Genomic DNA, 25,043 nt, shown 5'->3' with positions numbered 1-25,043 from the left:
CTCCATACCGTGCTGGAACAACAGCTCCGACCCTACGGCCTCGCCTGCTGACGTCCGTCGCCGCCACGGCACACCCGCCCGTACCCGGGTCCGTACACGGGTCTCGACACCGCTCCGTACACGAGTCCGCGCACGGATCCGTACGTGAGTCTGAGGACCGGTCTGTGCACCAGTATGCGACCGCGCTCTTGACAGGTCCAGACCAATCAGGCTTGAGTGCCCTCACCCCCACAAGCGGACATCGTTGTCGCGATGGCCGCGCGAAGGAGTGATCACGTGTCACGACGCCTCACGGCTCTGCTCACCGCCCTGGTGGCGGCCGTCGGATTCGCTGTCTTCCTGCCGATGACGCCGGCCTCGGCCGCGACGTGCGCCGCGGCCTGGAATTCCTCTTCCGTCTATACGGGCGGACTGGTCGCCTCGCACAACGGGCACAACTGGTCGGCGCAGTGGTGGACCCAGAACGAGACCCCAGGCTCCGCCGACGTCTGGTCGGACCAGGGCGCCTGTGGTGACGGCACCACCACACCGCCCGTGGACTCCGACTTCGTCGTCAGCGAGGCGCAGTTCAACCAGATGTTCCCGAACCGCAATTCCTTCTACACCTACAGCGGGCTGACCGCGGCGCTGAGCGCCTACCCGGCCTTCGCGAACACCGGCAGCGACACGGTCAAGCGCCAGGAGGCCGCCGCGTTCCTCGCGAACGTCAGCCATGAGACCGGCGGTCTCGTCTACGTCGTCGAGCAGGACACCTCCAACTACCCCCACTACTGCGACACGTCACAGCCCTACGGATGCCCCGCGGGCCAGGCGTCCTACTACGGCAGGGGGCCGATCCAGCTCAGCTGGAACTTCAACTACAAGGCGGCGGGCGACGCGCTGGGCATCGACCTGCTCAACAACCCGAGCCTGGTGGAGACCGACCCGGCCGTGGCCTGGAAGACCGGCCTCTGGTACTGGAACACCCAGACCGGCCCCGGCACGATGACCCCGCACAACGCCATGGTCAACGGCGCCGGCTTCGGCCAGACCATCCGCAGCATCAACGGCAGCATCGAATGTGACGGCGGCAACCCGGCGCAGGTGCAGAGCCGCATCGACAGCTACCAGAGCTTCGTCCAGATCCTGGGCACAACCCCGGGATCCAACCTCAGCTGCTGACCGGCGGCGCACACGGAACGGTCCGGCGGGGCGGGACACCCACAGGTGTCCCGCCCCGCCGGGACGAAGGGCCGCGATCAGGCGGGCGGTTCACCCAGCACGTACAGCTCGGGAAGGTTCACCACCACGGCTTCCTGGGTGCTCCGGGCGATGACGACGACAGCGGTCTCGCCGGGGCTCGGATTCTCCTCCCGGTGCGGCACATACGGCGGTACGAAGATGTAGTCACCCGGCGCGGTCCGGATCCTTACCTCCTCGGGGGCCCCGCCGGCATCGTCGAGAAAGACGAACTCCGGGTGCCCCTCGACCACATGAATGGCCGTCTCCGACGCACCGTGATGGTGGTTGGACGACGCCGTGTCCGGGGCGACATGCGTCTCGCCCATCCAGATGCGCTCCGAACCGACCGTCTTCCCGCTGATCGCCGCGAACCGCCGCATACCGTCGCTCTGCGCGGTCCCGTCGTCGAGGGACCCGGCGCGCACATGGTGCAGCCTGGAGCGCAGCGGCCCTGGGCCCCTGTCGGCGTCACCGGCGGTGAAGTCGGGATGGAACGCGTCGTGTCCCGCCGGGGGAGCGCCGCCGTCGGCGGGAGGAGGTTGCGAGGCCATGGGATTCCTGCTCTTCGATAGGGACCGGTGCCGGCCGCGACCGTAGGGAGCCCGGCGAACGGAAGTCAAGACGGGACCGGTTGGCACGGCACACCGGCCACCGCCCAACTGCCCGGTACCGCTCCGTACAGGGGCGTCCGCTCGGAGAAAGCCCGATCGCCGCCCCGCGGAGTGCGGAGCGGCGATCGGCGGGACACCCCGTGCGGGGCGTCCGTCAGGCGACGTTCTTGTACGAGGACGACTGCTGCGGCGGATTGCCGGACCGGCCACGGGGGGCGCCGGCGGTGCGGCGGGCCTGGGCGGGGCGGCTGCGCCGGCCGCGGGCCGACGAGGGGCTGCCCTTGGTGCGCTCGGCGACCGGCGATGAGACGGTGACCGGGACACCCGAGGGCGCCTGGGCGCCGGTGATACGGCTCAGCTCGGCCTCCCCCGACCGCACCTGGGCGACCTTCGGGGTGATACCGGCGTCGGCCATCAGCCGGCTCATCTCACGCCGCTGGTTGGGCAGTACCAGGGTGACGACGCTGCCGGACTCGCCGGCCCGTGCCGTACGGCCACCGCGGTGCAGGTAGTCCTTGTGGTCGCTGGGCGGGTCGACGTTGACCACCAGGTCGAGGTTGTCCACATGGATACCGCGGGCCGCGACATTGGTCGCCACCAGCACCGTGACATGGCCCGTCTTGAACTGCGCCAGGGTCCGGGTGCGCTGCGGCTGGGACTTCCCGCCGTGCAGCGCTGCGGCCCGTACACCGCTGTTCAGCAGGTGCTTGGTCAGCTGGTCCACGGCGTGCTTGGTGTCCAGGAACATCAGCACCCGGCCGTCACGCGCGGCGATCTCGGTGGTCGTCGCGTACTTGTCGGACCCGTGGATGTGCAGCAGGTGGTGCTCCATCGTGGTCACCGCACCCGCGGAGGGGTCGACGGAGTGGACCACCGGGTCGTGCAGATAGCGGCGGACCAGCAGGTCGACATTGCGGTCCAGGGTGGCCGAGAACAGCATGCGCTGTCCGTCGGGGCGCACCTGGTCGAGCAGTTCGGTGACCTGCGGCATGAAGCCCATGTCGGCCATCTGGTCGGCCTCGTCCAGCACCGTGATGTTGACCTGGTCGAGCCGGCAGTCGCCGCGCTCGATGAGGTCCTTGAGCCGGCCGGGCGTCGCGACGACGATCTCGGCGCCGCCCCGCAGCGCGCTCGCCTGCCTGCCGATCGACATACCGCCCACCACGGTGGCCAGCCGCAGCCGCAGCGACCTGGCGTACGGGGTGAGCGCGTCGGTGACCTGCTGGGCCAGCTCACGGGTGGGTACGAGGACCAGGGCCAGCGGCTGGCGCGGCTGGGCGCGCTGACCCGCGGTACGGACGAGCATGCCGAGACCGAAGGCGAGCGTCTTGCCCGATCCGGTGCGGCCGCGTCCCAGGACGTCCCGGCCGGCCAGCGAGTTCGGCAGCGTGGCGGACTGGATCGGGAACGGCTCGTTCATGCCCAGGCTGGTGAGCATCTTCAGCAGCTCGGGCGGCAGCTCCATATCGGCGAACGAGGCCGCCGGGGGCAGTGCAGGGGTGATCGTGACGGGCAGTGCGAATTCGCCCTGCTGCGCGGGCTTGCGGCCGCGGCCACCGGAGCGGTTGGGGCCACCGGAGCGACCTGAGCCACCGGAGCGGCTCGGCGCCTGGGAGCGGAAGCCGCCCCTGCCGGAACCGGCGCCACCACCGGTGCGGGTACGCGAGTAACGGTCGTTCGTGCGTGCTGTGCGGTCCATATGGATCCTTCCTCGATGTGGCACGTATCGAGGAATTCTCGGCAGCGGGCATGGGCCGAAGAATCGCAAGAACGAGCCGAAGTGAAGAACGAAATCAAGGCCGGGCTGATCGGGGAAAAGCCGGGGCGGTGAGTTCGAAACGGCCGGAAACTGCCGAACAGAGGCGGCTGGTGTACCGGCGTACAGGGGTTCAGGCGGGCCCTCGTCCGTCCTGCGGAAGCGACGGGCCGCGCACCCTGCCCAGCGGGGCTGCGATGCGCACCTGGTTACGGGGCCTCTCCGGAACCGTAACAGGGAACCGGGCGAAGCCCGAAAAAGCAACGAGCTGGGGCCCGCACCCCAAGGTGCGGGCCCCAGCTGCGTGTCATGCGTCAGGCGGGAACGATGTTCTCGGCCTGCGGGCCCTTCTGGCCCTGCGTGACGTCGAAGGTCACCTTCTGGCCTTCCTGGAGCTCGCGGAAGCCCTGGGCGGCGATGTTCGAGTAGTGGGCGAAGACGTCAGCGCCGCCACCCTCCTGCTCGATGAAGCCGAAGCCCTTTTCCGCGTTGAACCACTTAACGGTGCCAGATGCCATGTGAAACTCTCCTTCGGGGCAAAATGCCCGGAGGCCCGCACTGTGCGAACCCCACGTCGCCGCGATGATTACCACGTCCGGAATGAACCGGAAATACAAAAGTGCGCCCACCGGCACAGAAAGCCAGTGAGAGCACTTGAAGTCTTTGGGAACCACAACTGCAACTGGTAACGACAGTAGCACGCTGAGCACCGCGATGCGTGGCAGATTTTCCCGGTGGACGCCCGGGTCGCGGAAAATCAACACATCGTGGAGTTATTCCTTCCTGGCGGAAAATTAATTTCCGGCCTCCACCGCTTCCAGGGCTCGACCGCCCTGACGAGCGGTGCCAGCTCGGGATCGGCCGCCGCCCGGTCGAGAGCGGTACGCAGGGCCGCTTCGTTCGTGGGGCGGGCCTGTGCCAGAAGCAGCGCGCCGGCCGCTGTGACATCGGTGTAGATGCCGCGCCGGTCGGTGGGGCAGAGATACCTGGAGAGCAGACCCCGGTCCTCCAGCCTGGTGACGAGCCGGGTGGTGGCGGAGTGGCTGAGCACCACCGCGTCGGCGACCTGCTTCATCTGCAGATGGCCGCCCTCGCCGTCGTGCTGGCGGCTCAGGACGTCGAGCAGGGAGTACTCGCGCACGCTCAGCCCATGGCCGGCCTGGAGAGCGCGCTCGATATGCGCCTCGATCCTTCCGTGCAGCAGCGAGAGGGCGCACCAGCTCTGGCTCAGGGCGGTCATCGCCGGGTCCGTCGCGGTCATCGGTACCTCCTCGGGCGGGAGCCACCCGGACGGTTGTCGACCCGGGTGCCTGTGTCTCCGCGCGGACAACCATAACGCGCCTGCAAGTAAGCGGCGCCTGCAAGTACCTGCGGCCGGGCACCGCGCACCCGACGGCGGCGCCGCGGGCGTTCAGGCGTTGAGGATGTCCGCGAGACCGGGGCCGGCCGGTTCATCGAGCTGGGCGTAGGTGCAGCTCAGCGGGGACCGGTCCGGGCGCCACCGCCGCCACTGGGTGGTGTGCCGGAACCGTACGCCGTTCTCCATGTGGTCGTACGCCACCTCCAGCACCCGCTCGGGCCGCAGCGGAATCCACGACAGATCCTTCTTGCCGCTCCAGCGGCTGGGCGCTCCCGGCAGCCGCGCCGTCTCGTGCGCGGTCTCCTGCGCCCACGCGGCCCACGGATGGCCGTCGGTCGACTCCATACGCAGGGGTTCCAGCTCGGTGACGAGTTCCGCCCGGCGCTTCATGGAGAACGCCGCGCACACCCCCACGTGCTGGAGTACGCCCTCGCCGTCGTACAGGCCGAGGAGCAGTGACCCGACGACCGGGCCCGACCGGTGGAGGCGGTAGCCCGCCACGACGACATCTGCCGTGCGCTCGTGCTTGATCTTGTACATCGCGCGCTCGTTGGGCAGATACGGCAGGCCGAGCGGCTTCGCCACCACACCGTCGAGACCCGCGCCCTCGAACGTGTGGAACCAGGCGTCGGCCACCGAAGCGTCGGTCGTGGCGGGCGCCAGGTGCACCGGCGGCCCGGCCGCGGACAGTGCCGCGGTCAGCCGCTCGCGCCTGACGGACTGCTCGGTGGCCATCAGCGACTCGTCGCCCACGGCCAGCAGGTCGAACGCGATGAACGACGCGGGGGTCCGTTCGGCGAGCAGCTTCACCCGGGACGCCGCGGGATGGATCCGCTCGGTGAGCGCGTCGAAGTCCAGCCGGCCGTCGCGGGTGATGACGATCTCGCCGTCCAGGACGCACCGCTCGGGGACGTTCCCCAGCAGCGCCTCCGCCAGCTCGGGAAAGTACCTGGTGAGCGATTTGCCCGTACGGCTGGTCAGTTCGACCTCCGGGCCGTCCCGGAAGACGATCGCCCGGAATCCGTCCCACTTGCCCTCGTACTGCATACCGGGCGGGATCTTCTTCACGGACTTGGCGAGCATGGGCCTGACGGGCGGCAGAACAGGCAGATCCATACTCGGATTCTGCGGCCGCACGCCGTGATCCGCCCGATATGCGAAGTGGGCACCCTGCGCTTACCGTGACGCGCATGGGTGCAGCAGTGGAGCTCGAAGCAGGGGGGCGCACGGTACGGCTCTCCAGTCCCGACAAGATCTACTTCCCGGAACGGGGCTTCACGAAGCTCGACCTGGCCCAGTACTACATCGAGGTCGGCGCGGGCATCACCCGGGCCCTGCGCGACCGCCCCACCACACTCCAGCGCTACCCGGACGGGCTGGACGGCGAGTCCTTCTACCAGAAGCGCGCGCCCAAGAACCTCCCGGACTGGATCCCCACCGGCACCATCACCTTTCCCAGCGGCCGTACCGCGGACGAGATGTGCCCCACCGAGCCGGCCGCGGTGCTCTGGGCCGCGCAGTTCGCCACCTTCACCTTCCACCCCTGGCCGGTGCGCCGCCAGGACCCGGACCACCCGGACGAGCTGCGGATCGACCTCGACCCCCAGCCGGGCACCGACTTCGCCGACTCCGTGCGCGCGGCCCACGAGATGCGCTCCGTACTCGACGACTTCGGCGGTCTGCACGGCTGGCCCAAGACGTCCGGCGGCCGCGGCCTCCATCTCTTCGTGCCCATCGAGCCCCGGTGGACCTTCACCGAGGTACGGCGGGCCGTCATCGCATGCGGCCGCGAGCTGGAGCGCCGGATGCCGGACCGGGTGACCACGGCCTGGTGGAAGGAGGAGCGGGGCGAGCGCATCTTCGTCGACTTCAACCAGACGGCCCGCGACCGCACCATCGCCTCCGCCTACTCGGTCCGCCCCCACCCCCGCGCCCAGGTCTCGGCGCCGCTGCGCTGGGACGAGGTCGACAGCGCGCACCCCGCCGACTTCGACATCGCCTCGATGCGGGACCGCTACGCGGACCTGGGCGACGTGCACGCGGACATGGACGACCGCCGTTTCTCCCTCGACGCCCTGCTGGAGCTGGCCGACAGGGACGAGCGGGACCGCGGCCTCGGCGACCTCCCCTATCCGCCCGAGTACCCGAAGATGCCGGGCGAGCCCAAACGCGTACAGCCGAGCCGTGCCAGGCACGACTCGGAGCACGACGCATAGCAGGGGATACGTCCGGCGGAGCGGGGTCCGTCAGCCGCGTGCCGTCATCGACGCGGTGTGCTCACGCACCTGCTCCGGGGTGAGATAGGCGTCGGTGTACTCGAAGTCCCGCAGGGTGGCGGGCTTCTGCGACTGGAAACCGGTGCGTACGAAGTCGTCCCCGGCGATGGCGTTGATCAGCCAGTTGGTCATCACCCGGGTCTTGGCGACATTGGTACGCAGCGCCGACCAGTGGTAACCGCGGGCCACGGCCTGCGCCGACAGTCCGCGCAGCTCGATGCCGAGCGGCTTCGAGACGGCGTCCCTGCCGCCCAGGTCGACCACGAGCCCCAGATCCTTGTGCACGTACGGCTGGAGCGGCTGGTGGCGCAGCGACGCGACGATGTTGTCCGCGAGCCTGCGTCCTTGGCGCATCGAGTGCTGTGCGGTGGGCGGGCAGACCGCACCGTCCCCCTTGGCGAGGTCGGGTACGGCGGCGGCGTCACCGAGCGCGTACACCCCGTCGAGCCCCGGCACGTTCATCTCGGGCGTCACCGCCAGGCGTCCGCGTACCGTCTCGGCGCCCAGCGTGCCGATCAGCGGACTCGCCGCGACACCCGCCGTCCAGATCAGCGTGCGGCACGGGAGGACCCGGCCGTCCGTGAAGGTCACCTTGTCCGCCCCGGCCTCGGCGATCGACACCCCGAGAGAGACCTCGATACCGCGTTCGCGCAGGATCTTCAGCGCACTGTTCCCGAGCTTGTCGCCCAGCTCCGGCATCAGCTTCGGGGCGATGTCGATCAGATGCCACTTGATCAGCTTCGGATCGATGTGCGGGTAGTGCTTCACGGCGTTCGTCGTGAGGCGCTGCAGGCAGGCGGCCGTCTCGGTGCCCGCGTAGCCGCCGCCGACCACCACGAACTGGAGCCGGGACGCCCGCTCCGCCTCGTCGTGGCTGGCGTCCGCCAGGTCAAGCTGGGCGATCACATGGTCGCGGATGTACGCGGCCTCGGCGAGCGTCTTCATCCCGCGGGCGTTGTCGACGAGCCCCGGGATATCGAACGTACGGGTGATGCTGCCCGGGGACAGCACGATCCGGTCGTAGCGCTCATTGGCGATCTCGCCGGTGATCTTGCGGATCACGCAGACCTTCGCCTTGGTGTCCACCCCGATGGCCCCGCCGGGAATGATCCGGGTGCGGTGCTTCTGGCTTCGGCGCAGCGAAACGGCGACCGACTGCGGGGTGAGGACGCCGGAAGCGACCTGGGGCAGCAACGGCAGATAGAGCTGGTAGGAGAACGGCGCCACCAGTGCGATCTCCGCCTCCCCGGGGGCGAGCTGCCGCTCCAGGCGGCGTACGCACCCCACTCCGGCGAAGCCTGCGCCCACTACGAGAATCCTGGGTCGTCCCACGGTGTTCGTCCCTTCTCAGGTCTGCACGGTCGTCCCCTCCCCGCCTGCCCCGTGGGACGGGTGACGCCACGTGTGAATCGCGTCCTGACCGCTGCCTGGCACAGCCCATCTTCGCGGGCCTGCGGAGAGTCCGCCTGCTGAAACCCCGGGAAGGGTGCCCGCGGGGGGTTTCCGCCCGGTGTGCGGCGCCGGCCGGCCGGTACGTCCTAGAGTGGCGGTATGGGGGATTCACGGCCGACATCGGCGTTCCACTCGGAGAACATCACACCCGCGGCCACCGACCGGCTGGTCGGTGCGCTCGACGTACAGGCGGCGAACGCGGGCGTGCGCCGGCTGCGGGAATGGGCGCACCGGGCGCTGGACGTACGCCCCGGTGAGCGCGCGCTCGACATCGGGTCCGGGACCGGCTCGGAGACCCAGGTGCTCGCGGCAGCGGTGGGCGACAGCGGCTCGGCGACCGGAGTGGAGCCGAACCCGGGGCTGCGGGCGGTCGCCGGGCACCGCGCGGTCGAAGCGCGGAGCGGCGCCCGCTTCGTACCCGGTGACGCCTGCGCGCTCCCGCTGGGCGACGCCGCCACCGATGTCGTCTGGTGCGAGCGGGTCTTCCAGCACCTCACCGAACCCGACCGGGCGGCTGCGGAGATCGCGCGAGTGCTGCGGCCCGGCGGGCGCGTCGCCCTCATCGACACCGACTGGGCCACCACGATCCTGCACCCCGGTGATCCGGATGTGGTGGCGGCCCTCACCGGCGGCGCCCTGACCACAGCGGCCAACCCGCGTGCCGGGCGCAGGCTGACCGGCCAACTGGCCGCCGTGGGGATGGAGATCGACGACCTCGGCTCCCAGGCGCTCATCCAGGACCACAGGAAGGTCAGCTGGCCCCTCATCCGGATGCTCGGTGAGACGGCCGTGCGGCGGGAACTGATCTCGGAGCAGCAGCGCGACCAGCTGTACGCGGACCTCACGGAGGCCGCCGAGCACAGCGCCCTGCACATGTCGGTCACCATGTTCGGCGTCATCGCGCACCGGCCGGGCTGAGCCCGGCGCCGCAGTCGGAGCGGGCGCCGCCCCGTTCGCCGGTATCGTGCGGGTCCATGGAGACCGACGCCGGCACCGACGCCGTGAGGGACCGTACGAGCAGCGAGGCCGTGGCCCGTGCCGTGACCGACGTACTCCAGCCACGCAACGTCCTGTTGGCGGGGATGACCGGCATCGGCATCGCGGCGGCGGGGGACTGGACAGGAATCCTCTGGGGTCTGCTCGGCGCCGTGTGCGCGGGGCTGGTCCCGGCGGCGTTCATCGAGTGGGAGCGCCGGCGCGGCACCTGGGGCGACCGGCATGTCGTCGACCGCAGGCAGCGCGCTCCGATCTTCCTCGTCATCCTCGGATCGGTCGGGACGGGCGCGGCCCTGATGATCGCGGGCGGCGCACCCCGGGGTGTGCTGCTGGCCATGCTCGCGCTCTGGGCCATGACCGTCGTCCTGCTCGCGGTCAACACCGTATGGAAGATCAGTGTGGACGCGGCGGTGGCGTCGGCGGTCGTCGCGATGCTGGCCGCCGTCCACGCGCCGTGGTGGACCGCCGGATACGTGCTGGTGGCCGCGGTCTGCTGGTCCCGGGTCGCGCTCGCCTACCACTCCGTCGCGCAGACGCTCGCCGGTGCCTCACTCGGCGCGGCCACGGCCGCCGTGCTCGTCCTGGCTTGACCGCCCCGTACCGGTGTCCCGCGGCCTCGCCCGGACCCGGTTCCGGCCGGTCCGGGCAGCCCGAACTCCCCGCCCCGGGAACCGTTTTGGAGATATGGGGGCAGGCTCCGTACGATCCGGTGATGATCATGAGAAAACGGCTGGCGGCCGGGGTGTGCACCCTCCTGGCTGCCCTGGTCGTCGGAACCTTCCCCACCGGCGCCTCCGCGGCCGATGAACCGTCCGGCAAGCCATCGCCCAAGGTCGAGTTGGTGCTCGACGTCAGTGGCTCGATGCGGACGCGGGACATCGACGGCGGCTCGCGGATGACAGCGGCCAAGCAGGCGTTCAACGAAGTACTCGACGGTGTGCCCGAGCAGGTGCAACTGGGTATACGCACGCTGGGTGCCAACTACCCCGGTGACGACCGCAGGACCGGGTGCAAGGACACCCGTCAGCTCTACCCGGTCGGCCAGCTCGACCGTACCGAGGCGAAGACCGCGGTCGCCACGCTCGCGCCCACCGGCTGGACCCCCATCGGCCCCGCACTCCAGGCGGCGGCCCGGGACCTCAAGGGCGGCGAAGCCACCCGCCGTATCGTCCTCATCAGCGACGGGGAGGACACCTGCGCGCCGCTCGACCCGTGCGTCGTGGCACGCGACATCGCGGCCCAGGGCATCCACCTCGTCATCGACACACTGGGCCTGGTGCCCGACGCCAAGACCCGCAAGCAGCTGACCTGTATCGCCGAGGCCACCGGCGGCACCTACACCTCCGTACGCCACACCAATGAACTCACCGGGCGCGTCACGCAGTTGGTGGACCGCGCCGCCGACCCGGTCACCACACCGGTGGCCACCGAGGGCACGGACAGCTGCACGAACGCCCCGCAGCTCAAGGCCGGTCTCTACAGCGACCGGGAGAAGTTCGCCGAGCACCGCTGGTACCGGGTGGACGTCCGCCCCGGCCAGGAACTGCGCGCATCCGTCAGCGTCGCGGCCGACCGTGCCGTCAACAACGACTACGGCGTGCTGCTGCGGGCACTGACCGTCCACGGGCGGGAGATCGTCCGCGGACAGGAGTCGGGCACCGGGCGCACCGATGCCATCTCCACGGGCCTGCGCTATCCGAAGCCGTCCGTCGACTCGGACGACGCACAGACCGCGGCGGAGACCGTCTGCCTCCAGGTCAGCAACTCCTTCTCGGCGCCGCCCTCGGTCAAGACCACACCCGGTCTGCCCGTCGAACTGAACATCGCCGTGGTGGACGCGCCCGAGGACGCCGCCGACGTGGCCGCCTTCGGGCTCGGCCGCGGCTGGTGGCTGCTCGGCGTCCTCGTCCTCACCGGCCTGGTCTCGGGCGTGCTGTGGGGCTGGATTTCACGCTTGCGCTTCGCCGGGAGGACCAACTGATGCGGATCAACCGGATACTCCCGCTCACCGTCCTGGCCGGCCTGGCCCTCCTCGGCGGGGCCGGCGCCGCCGGAGCCGACACCCGGACACCGTCGCCGTCCGCGTCCGCGTCCTCGTCGGCGGACGGCAGCGGCGCACCGTCCCAGGCCGGCACCGACTTCCGTACGGCGACCGCCGTCAAGCAGGACCAGCACGCCACCGCGAGCGCCTCGACGGGCGACTATCTGTACTGGGTCTTTCCCGCCGACGCGGGCCAGTCGGCCACGGTCGACGCCACGGTGAAACTGCCGGAAGCCTCCGCACGGCACGGCGCATCGACCTGGCAGCTCGACGTCTACGACGGGCTGCGCAGGCGGCAGTCGTGCCGTTACGGAAGCCAGACCCGGGTGGCGGCCGCGGACGCCGCGTCCGTCACCCTGACCTGCCATCTGCGTGCGGTCAGGTCCTGGGCGGAGCCCTGGGCGAACGACCCGCTGCCGGGCAGCTACTACATCAGGCTGACGGTCCTCGACCTTCCGCAGGAGGACCTGGGGCTGCCGGTGCAGGCCGATGTGGTGGCCAAGGCATCCGACAGTGGTGGAGCCCACGCGGTGGACGGCTCGCTGGCGTCCCCGCTGACAGCGGTCACGGCGCCGGACCCCTCGGACACTCCGGACGCTGACGCGTCCGCTTCCGGCTCGGACACCTCGTCCGGCTCGGACACCTCCGACTCCGCGGCGCCCGCCGGTACCGCCGCCGAACCGGAGGACGGCTGGTCGTCGGGCTGGTGGTCCGACCGCTGGATCTGGACCGTGGGCGGCGGAGTCCTGGGCGCGCTCGCAGGCGTCGCCGGCTACTCGATGGCGCGCGGCCCCGGCCGCTCCTACCGGCGCCCGCCGGGCATCTGAGACCAGTTGCCCCCTGCCCGGCGCCGTCTGCGCCGGGCAGGGGAGCGGCCGCGGGTGCGTCAGGCGGAGCGGCTGCGGCGGTCAGGCGGGGGAACGGCTGAAGCGGTGCGTCAGGCGGAGCGCCCGGCCAGCTCCGTGAGCAGCGTGACCGCTTCGTCGGCCAGCTCCAGCGGCACGAAGAGGTGGTCGTGGTGGAAACCGGCCACCACATTGCAGCTCAGCCCGTGCCCGGCGAGCTCCCCGGCCACCGCGGCGGTCAGCCCCACGGCCTCCAGCGCCGAGTGGACACGCAGAGTGATCCACGCCGCCGTGTAGTCGTACGCCAGCCCGGCCGCGTCGGCCTCCTCCCGCGGGACGACCAGGGTGCGGCCCTCCCGCTCGAGGACCGTGACCACGGGGGTCACACCGGGGGGAACCGGCGCCGACGGCGGGACCGTCGCGAAGACGTAGCACCCCGCGTTGAGTTCCGGACGCATCCCGCTCAGCAGTTTCCGCAGGTCTCTCTCACCGCTCATGCGGGCCAGATTACGGGTGGGTGCAGGCCGTGCCGGACGCCGGGACGGCGGGCCAGGCGCTACTCGGGCCAGGCGGAGTTCAGGATGATGTCCACGAAGTCCTCCCGGGTGAAGCCCGGTACGAAATGGGCGAGCACATCGTCGTTCATGGTGCCGAACGTGGTGTCGGGGCGGTCCTTCATCCCGTCCGTGAAGGCCCGCAGGATGCGCTGCTTGAAGTCGGGCCTGTGGTGGGCACCGGTGACCGCCGCGATCTGCCCGGCGGTGATCTCGTCCAGGCCGAGACCGAGCACATCCGTCTCCACACCCGCGGTGACCAGCGCGATCTCCGGTTCGAGATGCTCGGGGATCCCCGGGGTGGTGTGCAGGGCGATGGACAGCCACACCGCACGGGCCTCCGCCTCGCTCCGGCCGTGCTCCAGGAGGAAGTCCCGGGCGAGATCGGCCCCGTCGACCTCGAATCGCTGGTCGGTACGGCGGTAGCGCTCGGTCAGCCCCAGGTCGTGGAACATCGCCCCCACATAGAGCAGTTCCGGATCGGGGGAGAGCCCGCGCCGCATCCCCTTGAGGGAGCCGAAGAGGAACACCCGCCGTGAGTGGTCGAAGAGCAGCGGCCCGGCGGCCTCCCGGACCAGCTCGGTGGCCTCGCGGGCCAGCGCGGTGTCGGGAACGGCGATTCCCGCGATCGTCTCGGTCATGGTGGTCTCCATCGGTCTCGGCCGGTTGCGTCGGTACCTATAGCGTGGGGTCGGCCCGGGGCGCCGCGCTCCCCGTGACCGGCCACACTCCGCACGAATCCGGACGCACACCCTCCCGAGGAGCCCCCATGACCATCGTCGGGAGCCACCGCCCGCACCGGGTGGGCGTCGTCGTCTTCGACGGGGTGAAACTCCTCGACGTCGCCGGGCCCAGCGAGGTCTTCAGCGAGGCGAACCGGCTGGGAGCCGGCTACGCGCTGGAGCTGTGCGCGGTGGGCGGCGCCGAAGTGCTCTCGTCCACGGGGATGCGGATCCCCGTGGACGCCGACGCCGCCCGGAGCGGCCTGGGCTACGACACCCTGCTGGTCATGGGCGGGGACGCGCTCCCGACGTACCCGATCAGCCACCCGCTGCGTGACGCGGTCGCCGCGCTGGCCGCCCGTTCCGGCCGGGTCTGCTCGATCTGTACGGGGGCCTTCATCCTGGCCGAGGCCGGCCTGTTGGACGGACACCGCGCCACCACGCACTGGCGCCACACCGAGCTGCTCCGCAGCGCCTATCCCGCGATCGATGTCGAGCCCGACGCCATCTTCGTCAGGGACGGTACGACGTTCAGCTCGGCCGGTGTCACGGCCGGGATCGATCTGGCGCTGGCGCTGCTGGAGGACGACCACGGGGAGGACATGGCGCGGCAGGTCGCCCGGTCGCTGGTTGTGTTCCTGCAGCGGCCCGGCGACCAGTCGCAGTTCTCACCGGCACTCCAGGGACCCCGGCCGCAGACGTCGGCGCTGCGTGCGGTCTTCGACGCGGTGCTGGCCGATCCGGCCGCCGGACACTCCATCGCGGAACTGGCGGCGCGGGCGGCCCTGAGCCCGCGCCATCTGACCAGGCTCTTCCGCGAGGAACTCGGCACCACGCCCGCGCGCTACGTCGAGTCGGTGCGCTTCGACACCGCGAAACGCGCGCTGGACGCAGGGCACACGGTGGGCGAGGCGGCGGGGCGGGCCGGATACCGCAGTGCGGAGACACTGCGGAGGGCGTTCGTCTCGCGTCTCGGGGTGTCTCCGCGGACCTACCAGCAGCGCTTCAGATCGGCGCAGCGGCGCGACGCGGTGCCGCCGGGCAGCTCCTAGGGTGTGTCTTCAAAGGTCAGATCCATAACAGGATTGAGGCGATGGTGACGGTGGCCTGGAACGACTCGTGGGTCTTGTCGTAGCGGGTGGCCAGGCCGCGCCATTGTTTGAGCCGGTTGAAGCAGCGCTCGACGACGTTGCGGAGTCGGTAGACCTCCCTGTTGAAACGCGGTGGTCGGCCGCCACGTGAGCCTCGGCGTAGGCGGCCGCTGGCCTGGTCGATGCGTTCGGGAATCGTGTGGCGGATGCCGCGCTTTCGCAGGTAGGCGCGGATCTTACGGGAGCTGTAGCCCTTGTCCGCGATGACGTGGTCGGGCCGGGTGCGTGGCCGGCCTGGACCGATGCGGGGAACGCAGATGGCGTCCAGGACCTCCTCGAAGCGAGTGCAGTCGTTGACGTTCCCGCCGGTCAGAACGAAGGCGAGTGGGCGGCCGTGTCCGTCGCAGACCAAGTGGAGCTTGGTGCTCAGTCCGCCTCGGGATCTACCGAGGGCGTGATCACCCGCTTCGTCCCCCTCGGTGACCCCTTTTTGCCGCCGGCGGCGTGCTGATGGGCCCGCACGATCGTGGAATCGACCGACACCAGCCAGTCGATGTCCCCGGCCGCATCTTTCTCCGCCTGCAGAGCCCGCAGCATGCGAGAGAACGTGCCATCCAGTGCCCACCTGCGGAAACGCGTGTAGAGCGTCTGCCAGGAGCCGTAGCGTTCCGGCACATCCCGCCAGGCCGACCCCGTGCGCAACTTCCACACAATCCCGTTCAGCACCACGCGGTCATCCGACCGCGGCCGCCCCGCCGTCCCCGAACTCGGCAACAACCGCGACAGGACAGCCCACTCAGCATCCGACAGCTCATGACGACGCACCACAACCGACATGATCCCTCAACACCTAAAACAGCTTTGAAGACACGGCCTAGGCCCCGTCGGCTGCGGCGCGGATCGCGGCCAGGTCGAGCTTCTTCATCCCGAACACGGCCTTCATCGCCCGCTCGCCGCGGGACGGATCCGGGTCGTTGAGGATTTCCTGCATCCCGCTGGGCGCGACCTGCCAGGACACGCCGTACTTGTCCTTGAGCCAGCCGCACGGGCCTTCCTGGCCGCCCTCGCTCAGCTTGGCCCAGTAGTAGTCGATCTCTTCCTGGTCGGCGCAGTCGACCATCAGCGAGATGGCCTCGTTGAAGGTGAACTGGGGGCCGCCGTTGATGGCGATGTACTCCTGGCCGTCCAGGACGAATTCGACGGTCAGCACCGTGCCGGCGGGCCGGGGTCCGGCCGGTGTGTAGTACGTGACGTTCTTGATCTCCGAGCGGGGGAACACCGACACATAGAACTCGGCGGCCTCCTTGCTCTCGGTGTCGAACCAGAGATTCGGGGTGATCCGGGGCATGAGGTTCTCCTGCGGTCGTCGTCGTACCGGCTTCTGCCTCTGTTCAGACTCTCGCGCGGACCGGAACTCATCGCCGGGTCTCAGACCCGTCCGTGCGACTCCACCGGCAGCCAGATGAGGACGAGAGCGCCCGCGGCGAGGACCAGCCCGGCCAGCACCAGCATGCTGGTGCTGAGCGAGTCGGTGAATGCGGTGATCACGGCCCGGTGCAGCTCGGGCCCGGTCCTGCTCTCGGCGGCGGCCACGGTGGTGGGCGCGTCGGGGCCCCGCAGTACGGCGGGCAGCCGGGCGGTGAAACCCGCGGTGATCAGGGTGCCGGTGAGGGCCACTCCGAGCGCGCTGCCCAGCTCGCGGGTCAGGCTCTGCAACCCCGAGCCGAGCCCCGCCCGGTCCGGCGGCAGGGCCGACATCAGCGTCTCCGAGAGCAGTGGCGTGGCCAGCCCGCACCCGGCCGCGGTCAGCCCCGCCCCCAGCGCGTACACCGGATAGGGGGTGTCGGGGCCGACCTGCGAGACGGTGCACAGGCCGCCCGCCAGGACGAGCAGCCCGAGGCTGATGACCGTACGGCTCTGCAGCAGGCGCCGGAGCGCCGTCGCGCACCGGGGGGCCAGCAGCAGGGCGGCGGCCATGGGCAGCAGGCGGACCCCGGCGCCGAGCGCGGAGTAGCCCTTCACGTACTGGAGGTACTGACCATTCAGATAGAACAGGCCGAACATCCCGAGGAAGACGGCGACCATGCCCACGGCGCCCGCCCGCACGGCCGGGCCCGCCAGCAGCCGCGGATCGAGGAGCGGGTGCTCCTCGTGCAGTTCATGGACGGTCCACAGCGTCAGCAGCAGGACCGCGGCGGCGAAGGCGCCCAGGACCTGAGCGCCGGCCCAGCCCTGTTCGGGTCCGGAGACGATGCCGAAGAGCAGGGCCAGGAAACCGAGGGTCAGCAGCAGAGCGCTGACCGGGCCGACCGGACGGGTGAGCCGGGGCGGTGCGGGGGCGACAAGTGCTGCCAGCAGCAGGGCCACGACGGCCAGCGGGGCGGCGTACAGGAACAGCGACCGCCAGGATCCGCTCTGGATCGCCGCGCCGCCGCCGACGTTCCCGAGCACGGCGGCCAGTCCCGTCATGGCTGCCCACAGGGCGATGAGATGCGAGCGACGGCCGTCGGGAGCGCCGGTGACCATGAGGGCCAGGGTGGTGGGCAGGACGGCGGCGGCCCCCACACCGCTGAGCATCCGTCCGGCGATCAGTACGCCCACGTCGGGTGCCGCCGCGGCCAGGACACAGCCGAGGGTGAACAGGGCCAGGCCGGTGAGGAGCACGCCCTTGCGGCCCATCCGGTCGGCGACCGCGCCCGCGGGCACGACCAGGCAGGCGAAGACCGCCACATAGCCGTCGACCACCCAGAGAACGGCGGCCGCGGACGGGTGCAGTGAGCCGGCCGACAGCGAGGGAATCGCCAGGTTGACCGCCGAGACCATGCCCACCACCAGGGTGACGCACAGGCACATGACGACGACGGTGGCGCGCGATCCGGCCGTGCGACGGCCGGGTGTACGAGTGGCGGGGAGCCGGAACTGGGGCCGGACAGGCTCGGGAACGGCCGGGCGACGGGGCAAAGGACCCTCCTGGTCGGCGGGCGCGACAAGCACCCGCGGCGGAGCGGACAGCTGAGAGCGGGGCTGACAGGGACAGCGGAGCGGACGGCCGGGAGTGGGGCCGGCAGGGGACAGCGGAGCGGGCAGGTGAAAGCGGCAGCCCGGGCGGCGTCCGGGCGGCTGGTACGGAACGGAGGGCGGGGTAGGCGCGGGGCGGGTCAGCCGGTGGCCGGACCCGTGCGGTGCAGATCGGCCTGGAGCGTGAGCCTGTCGCCGCGTACGGAGAGGAACTCCAGGTCCACCGGCCGCCCGTCCGCGAGCCTGCTGAGGCGTTCCACCGCGAACAGGGCGGTCCCCACGGGCGCCCCCAGGATCCGGGCGGTGTGCGGATCGGCGTTCACGGCCTGGACCGTCACCTCGGCGGCGCCCAGCCGCTGCCCGCAGGACTGCTCGATCAGCGCGAACACGTCCTGGTTCTCCAGGTCGAGGTCGAGCAGCGGCAGTCCGATGTCGGCCGGCAGATAGGTGAGGTCCAGGGAGAGTGGCATCCCGTCCAGCCGGCGCAGCCGTTCGAGCCGGACCACCGGTTCGCCGTCCGGCACGGACAGCCGGCGGGCGACCTGCGCCGGCGGGACGACCGTGCCGCGGGCCCTGACCTCGTTGTCGACCGTCCCGTGGGACTTCAGCGTCTCGGCCAGCCCGGCCAGCCGTTCCAGCGGATGGGAGTGCTTGCGGTTGAGCAGGACCGTTCCCACACCCCGCCGGCGCTCGACGAGGCCCTCGTCCCGCAGGATCAGCAGGGCCTGGCGGACCGTGTTGCGTGAGACGGCGAAATCCTTCGACAGCAGGCGCTCGTCGGGCAGGAAACCCGTGGGGTACAGGCCGGCGGCGGCCTGCTGGCGCAGCACCTCGGCGACATTGCGGGCCCGGTCGGCGCGCCGGGCGGGGGAGGGCGCGGAAGAGGCCGCCGGGGTGTCCGTCGTGGGTTCCATGGACGCCGCTCCCGTTCTCCCGTATGCCGTGGCCGGGCCCGGTGGTGCCGTTCACCACCGGTCGCCCAAGCTACGTCCAGAATATTTCGCCCTTGTTACGCCACCTGCTTTGACCTGCGGTGATGCCTGGACCTGGGGGAATGGGCGGCGGCCGTCGGGATCCGCCACCGGACGGCGGTCGCGCGCGGCGCTCCCGGGCCGTTCCGGACCGCCTCGGCCCTCTTTCCCGCCCTCTCCCGACTGCACCGGGCCGCTCCGGGTCGCTGTGGACCGCCCGGCCGGGAAGGTGATCGCTGGTGCCGGCGGAATTGTGGCTTGTTCTGGTTCCACGGAGTGGCAGGGGCCGTTAAGAATCAAGGCCGTGTCTCTTGTAATCACTTGCCGCTCGCGCATCAATGAACAACGGCATCCGACGGACCGTCAGATGAACGCAATTCTCTCCGGTAAATGATCGCGACAGCTGCGGGAAATCGGCGATCACCCGGAGGTGAAAAGGGACGGGTATCGGTGCGCCTGAAAGGCCAACCAATCGGAAGGAAGAAGGACTTATGAGGCACGGAAGCAGAAGCAGCAGAGCCGCCCTGCGCGCGGCGGTCGCTGTGGGAGCGGCGGCGGTGGTGGGCCTCGGCTTCACCTCATCGGCGTCCGCGGTGACGCCGCAGACGGCGACAGCGACCTACGACTGCGGTGTCTGGGGCGGCGGTTCGGCCACGCTGACCGCCACCCAGAGCGGTACGGCGGCGACGATCACGCTGACCTCAGCCGTGACCACCCCCGTCCACGTCGACCAGGACTCCATGGCCGCGACCCTCACCCTCGCGAAGAACGGCAGCGGCACCACCGTGTTCTCCGGCACGAAGAACCCGGACCTCCCGGCCGGGTCATCCGTCACCATCGGCCCGCTGACCGGGACGGTCGCCGCGGGCGACAGCCTCGACTCGTACACCGGCGGTACCGCGCTGTCGATGACCATCTTCGGCGTGGCGGTCAGCTGCAACGCCACGACCGCGCAGTCGCCCGGGCCGTTCGTCTTCTGAGACAGGTGATCAGCGCCTGAGCGTATGAGCAGGCCCATGGGGAGCCCTCCGGATCCCGCGAAGCCTGCCATTCCGCACCGCGCTCGGTGCGTCCGGGAATTCTTCTACGGCGCTCTCCTGTTCATGTTCTCCCCGCTTCTTGATTCTCTTCCTGCGTTCGGCCAGGGCGAATTACTCTCCCTGATTTCTGTGGCAGGGCTCGATCGGCGGGCGGCTGCGGTAGTACGTTTCTGTGGACCCCGTTCCGTCCGGGGCCGGTCCGCTGTATCCGCCTGTATCCGCCGCTTTCACACGGAGTCCCTGTGCCTCTTCAGCTGCCCAGCCGCGCGACCGTCCTCTTCCAGGGCGACAGCATCACCGACGCGGACCGCGTGGTACATCCCACGGACGAACTCGGCCACGGCTACGCCGGATTGAGCGCCGGACTGCTGCGGTCGGCCCACCCCGACAGCGATTTCACCTTCATCAACCGTGGCATCGGCGGAGACCGCGTCGCGGACCTGCGCGCCCGCTGGCACGAGGACGCTGTCGCGCTCGCCCCCGATCTGCTGTCCGTGCTGGTCGGGGTCAATGACACCTGGCGCCGGTACGACGAGGGCCGCGTCACGACCACCGAGGCGTACGAGGACGACTACCGCCACATCCTGACGCGGATCAAGGAGACCAGCGGAGCCCGGCTCCTCCTCATCGAACCCTTCCTGGTCCCGGTGTACGCCGAGCAATGGGCCTGGCGGGAGGACCTGGACCCCCGGATCCACGTGGTGCGCAGGCTCGCCGAGGAGTTCGACGCCGCGCTCCTGGCGGCCGACGGCCTGCTCAACGCGGCCGCCAGGAGCGCGGGCGGCGCCGCCCATATCGCCGGGGACGGTGTGCACCCCACGCCGTTCGGCCACCGTGTGCTGGCCCGCGCCTGGGTGGACCTGGTCACGGGCGGAGCGGAGACTGCGGCGGACGGCGCCCCGGCCCGCTGACCGCCCGGCCGCCCGGGCCTGCCGACTGCCCCTGCCCGCCGGCTGTTCGCCGCGCCGATCGCACCGTGCGGCAGGGCCGACTGCGCCCGTGGCCGCGCCCCCGCGTGGCACGCTGGGCACCCTCAGGTCACGCAGCAGGCGAGGAGACGTGTCACGTGCCGCAGAACCAGCCACCGGAGACACATCCCCTCCCCGCCGCACTCGCCCAGGAACACCGCCTCCGCAAGGACCTCGGGTTCTGGGGCCTGACGGCCATCGGGTTCTCCAACATCCTCGGTTCCGGCTGGCTGTTCGCCGCCCTCTACGCCGCCCAGACAGCGGGCCCGGCCGCACTGCTCTCCTGGATCGCCGCAGGTGTGCTGTGCGCCCTGGTCGCGCTGGTGATGGTGGAACTCGGGGCGACGCGCCCGGAAGGCGGCGGAACCGTACGCTGGCCGCTGTACGCCAGCGGGCGGCTGGTCGGGACCGTGATCGGCTGGTCCGTCCTGCTGTCGGTCGGCGGGACGGCAGCGGAGATCAGCGCCATCATGCAGTACGCGGCGCACTATCTGCCCGGTCTCTACGCCGGAGGCAGACTCACCGCGACCGGCCTCGGCGTGGCCGCCGCGCTGAGCGTGCTGCTGACCGCGCTCAACTGGTTCGCGGTGCGCGTGTTCGCACGGCTGAACAACCTGGTGTCCCTGCTCAAGGTCGTCATCCCCGTCGTCACCGTCATCGCCCTCTTCCTCTCGGGCACCCACTCCGGCCGCCTCACCGACCACGGAGGCTTCGCACCGTACGGCTACGCGGCCTGCCTCACCGCGCTCGCGGGCGGCGGCATCGTCTACTCCGTCAACGGTTTCCAGGCGCCCCTCGACTTCTCCGGTGAGGCCCGCAACCCGCGCAGGACCGTACCCGCCGCCGTGCTCACCGGGATCGGACTCGCCGTCCTGGTCTACCTCGCGCTCCAGCTGGCGTTCCTCTTCACCGTCCCCGACTCCCTGCTCGGCCACGGCTGGCACGGCGTCAACTTCGAGTCACCGTTCGGCCAGCTCGCGCTCGTACTCAATCTGCACTGGCTCGCGACTCTGCTCTACGCGGACGCCGTGCTCTCACCGGGCGGCTCGGCGTACGTCGGAGTGGCCATCGACGCCCGCCACACCTACGCGCTGGCCAAGAACGGCCTGCTGCCCCGCTTCTTCATGCGGATCGACCCACGCTCCGGGATGGCGCACCGGGCGCTGCTGCTCAATCTCGCGGTCATCATCATCTTCATGCTGCCGTTCGGCGGCTGGCAGGACATCGTCAGCGTCATGGGTGACATGTATCTGCTCATCTACGCGGCATCGGCGGTCGCCGTCGCGGTGTTCCGGGCGCACGACCGGGAGCGCGGAGTGCCACGGGCGGACGGCCAGGTGCCCGGGGTGCGCTGGATCGCGCCGGTCAGTTTCATGGTGGCCGGTGAGTTCGTCTTCTGGTCGGGCTGGCACGATCTGCGGCTCGCGCTGCCGCTGGTCCTCGCCGGCGTCCCGCTGTTCCTGGTGCTGCGGCGTGGAGCCGACGGGCCTTCGCCGCGCGACGAGCTGCGGCACGGGGCCTGGCTGGTCTGCTATCTGGCCGCGCTGACCCTGCTGTCCTGGCTGGGCACCTTCGGCGGATCGGGGCGGCTGCCGGCCCCGTACGACTCGGTGGCGGTGGCCGCCGTCTCGCTGGCGGTCTTCGGGTGGGCGGTCCGCTCCGGCGCCGGCCATCTCAGGGAACGCCCGGGCGCCGGGGGCGGATCCGGGCTGCCCGATCCCAGCAGCCCCTGACCTGGCCGGATCCAGGAGAACCAGGCCGTGCGATGCTGGGGGCGTAACCGGGCCTGGGCCGGAGAACAGGGGAGTACGGCAGCGAGATGGCAGCAACACGGCGGACACGGACCGGAACCGGAACATGGGACCGCTACGCGGCATCCGACCCGGGATTCCTGCGACTGATGGCGGGGCTGCGGACCGTCGCGTCGATCGGGCTCGCGCTCATCGTGCTCTCGCTGATTCACACACCTGTCCCGCTCCTGGTCGCCGGGGCGATGGCGGCCATGGTCTCCACCTTCGCGATCAGGGAGAAGGACGTACGCGGTCAGGCCATCACGCTCGGCCTCGGCCTCCCCGTCGCGCTCACCTCGATGTCCCTGGGGGCGCTGCTCAACAGCCGCATCATCGCCGGTGACGCCTTCTTCGTCCTGCTGATCTTCGCCGCCGTCTACTCGCGGCGCTTCGGCGACCGGGGCACCGCGCTCGGCCTGATCGGCTTCCAGGTCTACTTCGTCTCGCTGTTCGTGCACGCCACGGTCGCCACCCTGCCCCAGCTGTATCTGACGCTGACCGTCGCCTTCGCGAGCAGCGCCGTCGTACGGTTCGCCGTCGTACCGGAGACGCCCGAGCGGACTCTCGGCCGGCTGCGCGAAGCGTTCAGGGCGCGGCTCGCCCAGCTGGTGGCCACCCAGACAGAGCTGCTGGACGCCACCCCGGCGCAGCTCGACAAGATCCTCGACGATCTGCGTACGCGTACCGCACGGCTGCACCAGACCGCGCTGATGATCCAGGGCCAGCTGGAGTCAGGCACCCGGGACACCGCGTCGGCCGCGCTGGTCCAACGCAGGATCGCGGACGCGGAGATCGCCGCCGAGCGCCTGGGGATGCTGCTGCTCAACGCCCGCAGCGCGGAACGCGCGGACACCCTCACCCTGCATCTGCCGAACGCACCGTTCCCGGCCGCCGCGAGCGCCGCGCAGCCAGGCGACGAAGCCCCGGGCATCGGCGGGACGGAAGAGGTCACCGCCCTGCTGCGCCGGGACCTGAACGCGCTGCATCTGGTGGTGACCCGGCTGGCGCCCGACGAGCGCGGCACCGCCCTGGCCCATCTGCGCAACAGGCTGCTCGGCTACCGGGACGAGGAGAACCTGCCGCGGGCCTCGCTCGCCGTACAGGACGTGTTCCGCGGGCTCGGTGAGGCAGCGCGCTCCGTGCTCGGGCTGCGCCTGGCGCTGGACGGACCGCAGGACGAGTCGGACGACACCCCGGAGACGACCCGCTCCCGCGAGGAGTTCGAGGCCGAGGACGTGGCCATCACCCGCGCGGAGGAGACCGAGGAGGACCGTACCGGGCTCCAGCGGCGCACCACACGGACGGCGTTCCAGGTGTCGGTCGGCTCGACGCTGGCCATCGTCGGCGGCGAGTTCCTGTCCAGCCAGCGCTGGTACTGGGCGGTGCTGACCTGCTGGGTGGTCTTCCTCAACACCGCGTCCACCGGCGAGATCCTCGTCAAGGGCTACCGGAGGCTGCTCGGCACGGTCTTCGGCGTCATCGCCGGTGTCGGTCTCGCCGGGCTGGTCGGCAACCACACCTGGACCGCGTTCGCCCTGGTCCTGCTCTTCATCTTCGGGATGTTCTTCACCGCGCCCCTGTCGTACGCGCTGATGTCCTTCTTCGTGACGGCGATGCTGGGCCTGCTCTACACCCTCCTCAACACCTACAGCCTCTCCGTGCTGGTGCTGCGGATCGAGGAGACGGCACTGGGCGCCGCCTGCGGTGTCATCGCGGCCGTGCTGGTGCTTCCCGTGCACACCGACCGCCGTACCGACGAGGAACTCGGCACGGTGCTGGCCCGGCTGCGCGACGTCGCGTCGTCGGCGGTGTCCCAGCTCAGTGGCGGCCCGCCGGCCGACCTGCTGGACCTGGCGCGCGATCTGGACACCGCCCTGGACGACCTGCGCCGCTCCACTCAGCCGCTGACGCACCCGATCACCCCGCTGCGGGTACGGCGGCAGACCGCCCGCTATCTGGTGGCGGTGCTGGAGACGTGCGCGTACCACGCGCGTTCGCTCGCCGCGACGGCCGAGCTGGTGCCGTACAGCAAGACCATCGCGGCCGACCCCCGGCTGGAGCGGTCCGGGGTGCGGATCGCGCACAACATCGACGTGATCGCCGCACGGCTGGCCGACGAGAACGCCGACGGGGAGGTCGAATCGGGCGCCAGCATCGCCGCCATGCTGGAGAGCAGCTCATCGGAGGTGCTGCGCTCGGGCACGGTCACCTTCCGTGTGCTGCGCCATCTGCAGCGCCTCGACGAAGGGGTCGTCGGCCTCGCCCGCACCCTCGACGTCCCCATCGCGTCCCGCGAGGAGCGCAAGGCGGCCTGACAACGGGCGGGGCGCA

At 70.7% G+C, this 25,043-nt stretch carries 23 protein-coding genes; 11 read left to right on the top strand and 12 right to left on the bottom strand.

Annotation, left to right across the window (positions count from 1 at the left end; genetic code table 11):
- Positions 1-276 precede the first annotated feature (276 nt).
- Positions 277-1,161: a glycoside hydrolase family 19 protein gene (locus tag OG510_RS01330; protein WP_406134769.1), complete on the top strand. Its 885-nt coding sequence runs from the start codon at positions 277-279 to the stop codon at positions 1,159-1,161.
- Between the two features lie 77 nt (positions 1,162-1,238).
- Here OG510_RS01330 and OG510_RS01325 read toward each other — a convergent pair whose 3' ends face one another.
- The 5 genes from OG510_RS01325 to OG510_RS01305 form a co-directional block, all read right to left on the bottom strand.
- Positions 1,239-1,772, bottom strand: coding sequence for a cupin domain-containing protein (locus OG510_RS01325; RefSeq protein WP_406134768.1), 534 nt, complete (start codon positions 1,770-1,772; stop codon positions 1,239-1,241).
- 214 nt (positions 1,773-1,986) lie between these two features.
- Entirely contained in the window at positions 1,987-3,531 is a 1,545-nt protein-coding gene (locus OG510_RS01320; protein WP_406134767.1) for a DEAD/DEAH box helicase, read from the bottom strand.
- Positions 3,532-3,902: 371 nt separating this feature from the next.
- Positions 3,903-4,106 (bottom strand): cold-shock protein, encoded by a 204-nt coding sequence (locus OG510_RS01315; protein WP_164265153.1) that lies wholly within the window; start codon positions 4,104-4,106, stop codon positions 3,903-3,905.
- Between the two features lie 239 nt (positions 4,107-4,345).
- Positions 4,346-4,849: a MarR family winged helix-turn-helix transcriptional regulator gene (locus OG510_RS01310; protein WP_406134766.1), complete on the bottom strand. Its 504-nt coding sequence runs from the start codon at positions 4,847-4,849 to the stop codon at positions 4,346-4,348.
- A 150-nt stretch (positions 4,850-4,999) separates the two neighbouring features.
- A complete protein-coding gene (locus tag OG510_RS01305; RefSeq protein ID WP_406134765.1) occupies positions 5,000-6,064 on the bottom strand; it encodes an ATP-dependent DNA ligase in 1,065 nt (354 codons plus the stop codon).
- A 74-nt stretch (positions 6,065-6,138) separates the two neighbouring features.
- On the opposite strand from OG510_RS01305, the gene ligD reads away from it, so the two are divergent.
- On the top strand, positions 6,139-7,164 hold the full coding sequence (gene ligD, locus OG510_RS01300) for a non-homologous end-joining DNA ligase (protein WP_406134764.1): 1,026 nt from the start codon (positions 6,139-6,141) through the stop codon (positions 7,162-7,164).
- Positions 7,165-7,194: 30 nt separating this feature from the next.
- Here the strand turns inward: ligD and OG510_RS01295 are convergent, their stop codons facing one another.
- Positions 7,195-8,556, bottom strand: coding sequence for an NAD(P)/FAD-dependent oxidoreductase (locus OG510_RS01295; RefSeq protein ID WP_406134763.1), 1,362 nt, complete (start codon positions 8,554-8,556; stop codon positions 7,195-7,197).
- A gap of 219 nt (positions 8,557-8,775) precedes the next feature.
- On the opposite strand from OG510_RS01295, the gene OG510_RS01290 reads away from it, so the two are divergent.
- The 4 genes from OG510_RS01290 (at position 8,776) to OG510_RS01275 (ending at position 12,540) form a co-directional block, all read left to right on the top strand.
- Positions 8,776-9,594 carry a methyltransferase domain-containing protein gene (locus OG510_RS01290; RefSeq protein WP_406134762.1) on the top strand — a complete coding sequence of 273 codons (819 nt, stop codon included), beginning with the start codon at positions 8,776-8,778 and terminating at the stop codon, positions 9,592-9,594.
- A 56-nt stretch (positions 9,595-9,650) separates the two neighbouring features.
- Positions 9,651-10,262: a hypothetical protein gene (locus OG510_RS01285; protein ID WP_406134761.1), complete on the top strand. Its 612-nt coding sequence runs from the start codon at positions 9,651-9,653 to the stop codon at positions 10,260-10,262.
- 122 nt (positions 10,263-10,384) lie between these two features.
- A complete protein-coding gene (locus OG510_RS01280) occupies positions 10,385-11,653 on the top strand; it encodes a VWA domain-containing protein (RefSeq protein ID WP_406134760.1) in 1,269 nt (422 codons plus the stop codon).
- Positions 11,653-12,540 (top strand): hypothetical protein, encoded by an 888-nt coding sequence (locus tag OG510_RS01275; protein WP_406134759.1) that lies wholly within the window; start codon positions 11,653-11,655, stop codon positions 12,538-12,540. Before OG510_RS01280 ends, OG510_RS01275 begins: the two co-directional genes overlap by 1 nt.
- A 110-nt stretch (positions 12,541-12,650) precedes the next feature.
- Here OG510_RS01275 and OG510_RS01270 read toward each other — a convergent pair whose 3' ends face one another.
- Positions 12,651-13,055: an ACT domain-containing protein gene (locus tag OG510_RS01270; RefSeq protein ID WP_406134758.1), complete on the bottom strand. Its 405-nt coding sequence runs from the start codon at positions 13,053-13,055 to the stop codon at positions 12,651-12,653.
- 59 nt (positions 13,056-13,114) lie between these two features.
- Positions 13,115-13,753 carry an HD domain-containing protein gene (locus OG510_RS01265; protein ID WP_406134757.1) on the bottom strand — a complete coding sequence of 213 codons (639 nt, stop codon included), beginning with the start codon at positions 13,751-13,753 and terminating at the stop codon, positions 13,115-13,117.
- A gap of 128 nt (positions 13,754-13,881) precedes the next feature.
- Here OG510_RS01265 and OG510_RS01260 point away from each other — a divergent pair, with 128 nt between their 5' ends.
- Complete coding sequence (locus OG510_RS01260) at positions 13,882-14,886, top strand: GlxA family transcriptional regulator (RefSeq protein ID WP_406134756.1); 1,005 nt, start codon at positions 13,882-13,884, stop codon at positions 14,884-14,886.
- Between the two features lie 16 nt (positions 14,887-14,902).
- On the opposite strand, the gene OG510_RS01255 is transcribed toward OG510_RS01260, so the two are convergent.
- From OG510_RS01255 to OG510_RS01240, 4 genes are all read right to left on the bottom strand, one after another.
- Positions 14,903-15,762 (bottom strand): IS5 family transposase gene (locus OG510_RS01255; RefSeq protein WP_371628189.1). Its coding sequence is split into 2 segments (ribosomal slippage): positions 14,903-15,402 and positions 15,402-15,762, totalling 861 coding nucleotides; the frame shifts between segments, so codons are not numbered across the junction.
- 37 nt (positions 15,763-15,799) lie between these two features.
- Positions 15,800-16,273: a VOC family protein gene (locus OG510_RS01250; RefSeq protein ID WP_406134755.1), complete on the bottom strand. Its 474-nt coding sequence runs from the start codon at positions 16,271-16,273 to the stop codon at positions 15,800-15,802.
- Positions 16,274-16,353: 80 nt separating this feature from the next.
- Entirely contained in the window at positions 16,354-17,778 is a 1,425-nt protein-coding gene (locus tag OG510_RS01245; RefSeq protein WP_406134754.1) for an MFS transporter, read from the bottom strand.
- Between the two features lie 305 nt (positions 17,779-18,083).
- Complete coding sequence (locus OG510_RS01240) at positions 18,084-18,857, bottom strand: GntR family transcriptional regulator (protein ID WP_406134753.1); 774 nt, start codon at positions 18,855-18,857, stop codon at positions 18,084-18,086.
- Positions 18,858-19,405: 548 nt separating this feature from the next.
- Between OG510_RS01240 and OG510_RS01235 the strand changes: the two genes are divergently transcribed.
- The 4 genes from OG510_RS01235 (at position 19,406) to OG510_RS01220 (ending at position 25,027) form a co-directional block, all read left to right on the top strand.
- Positions 19,406-19,894, top strand: a complete 489-nt coding sequence (locus tag OG510_RS01235; RefSeq protein ID WP_164265167.1) for a hypothetical protein — start codon at positions 19,406-19,408, stop codon at positions 19,892-19,894.
- 302 nt (positions 19,895-20,196) lie between these two features.
- On the top strand, positions 20,197-20,865 hold the full coding sequence (locus OG510_RS01230; protein WP_406134752.1) for an SGNH/GDSL hydrolase family protein: 669 nt from the start codon (positions 20,197-20,199) through the stop codon (positions 20,863-20,865).
- Between the two features lie 155 nt (positions 20,866-21,020).
- On the top strand, positions 21,021-22,655 hold the full coding sequence (locus tag OG510_RS01225; protein ID WP_406134751.1) for an APC family permease: 1,635 nt from the start codon (positions 21,021-21,023) through the stop codon (positions 22,653-22,655).
- 86 nt (positions 22,656-22,741) lie between these two features.
- On the top strand, positions 22,742-25,027 hold the full coding sequence (locus OG510_RS01220; RefSeq protein ID WP_406134750.1) for an FUSC family protein: 2,286 nt from the start codon (positions 22,742-22,744) through the stop codon (positions 25,025-25,027).
- Positions 25,028-25,043 lie beyond the last annotated feature (16 nt).

This window comes from Streptomyces sp. NBC_01089, from assembly GCF_045162975.1.
Taxonomy (GTDB): Bacteria; Actinomycetota; Actinomycetes; order Streptomycetales; family Streptomycetaceae; genus Streptomyces.
The sequence above is the reverse complement of the archived record's forward strand: the minus strand, read 5'-3'. Positions and strand labels throughout refer to the sequence as shown.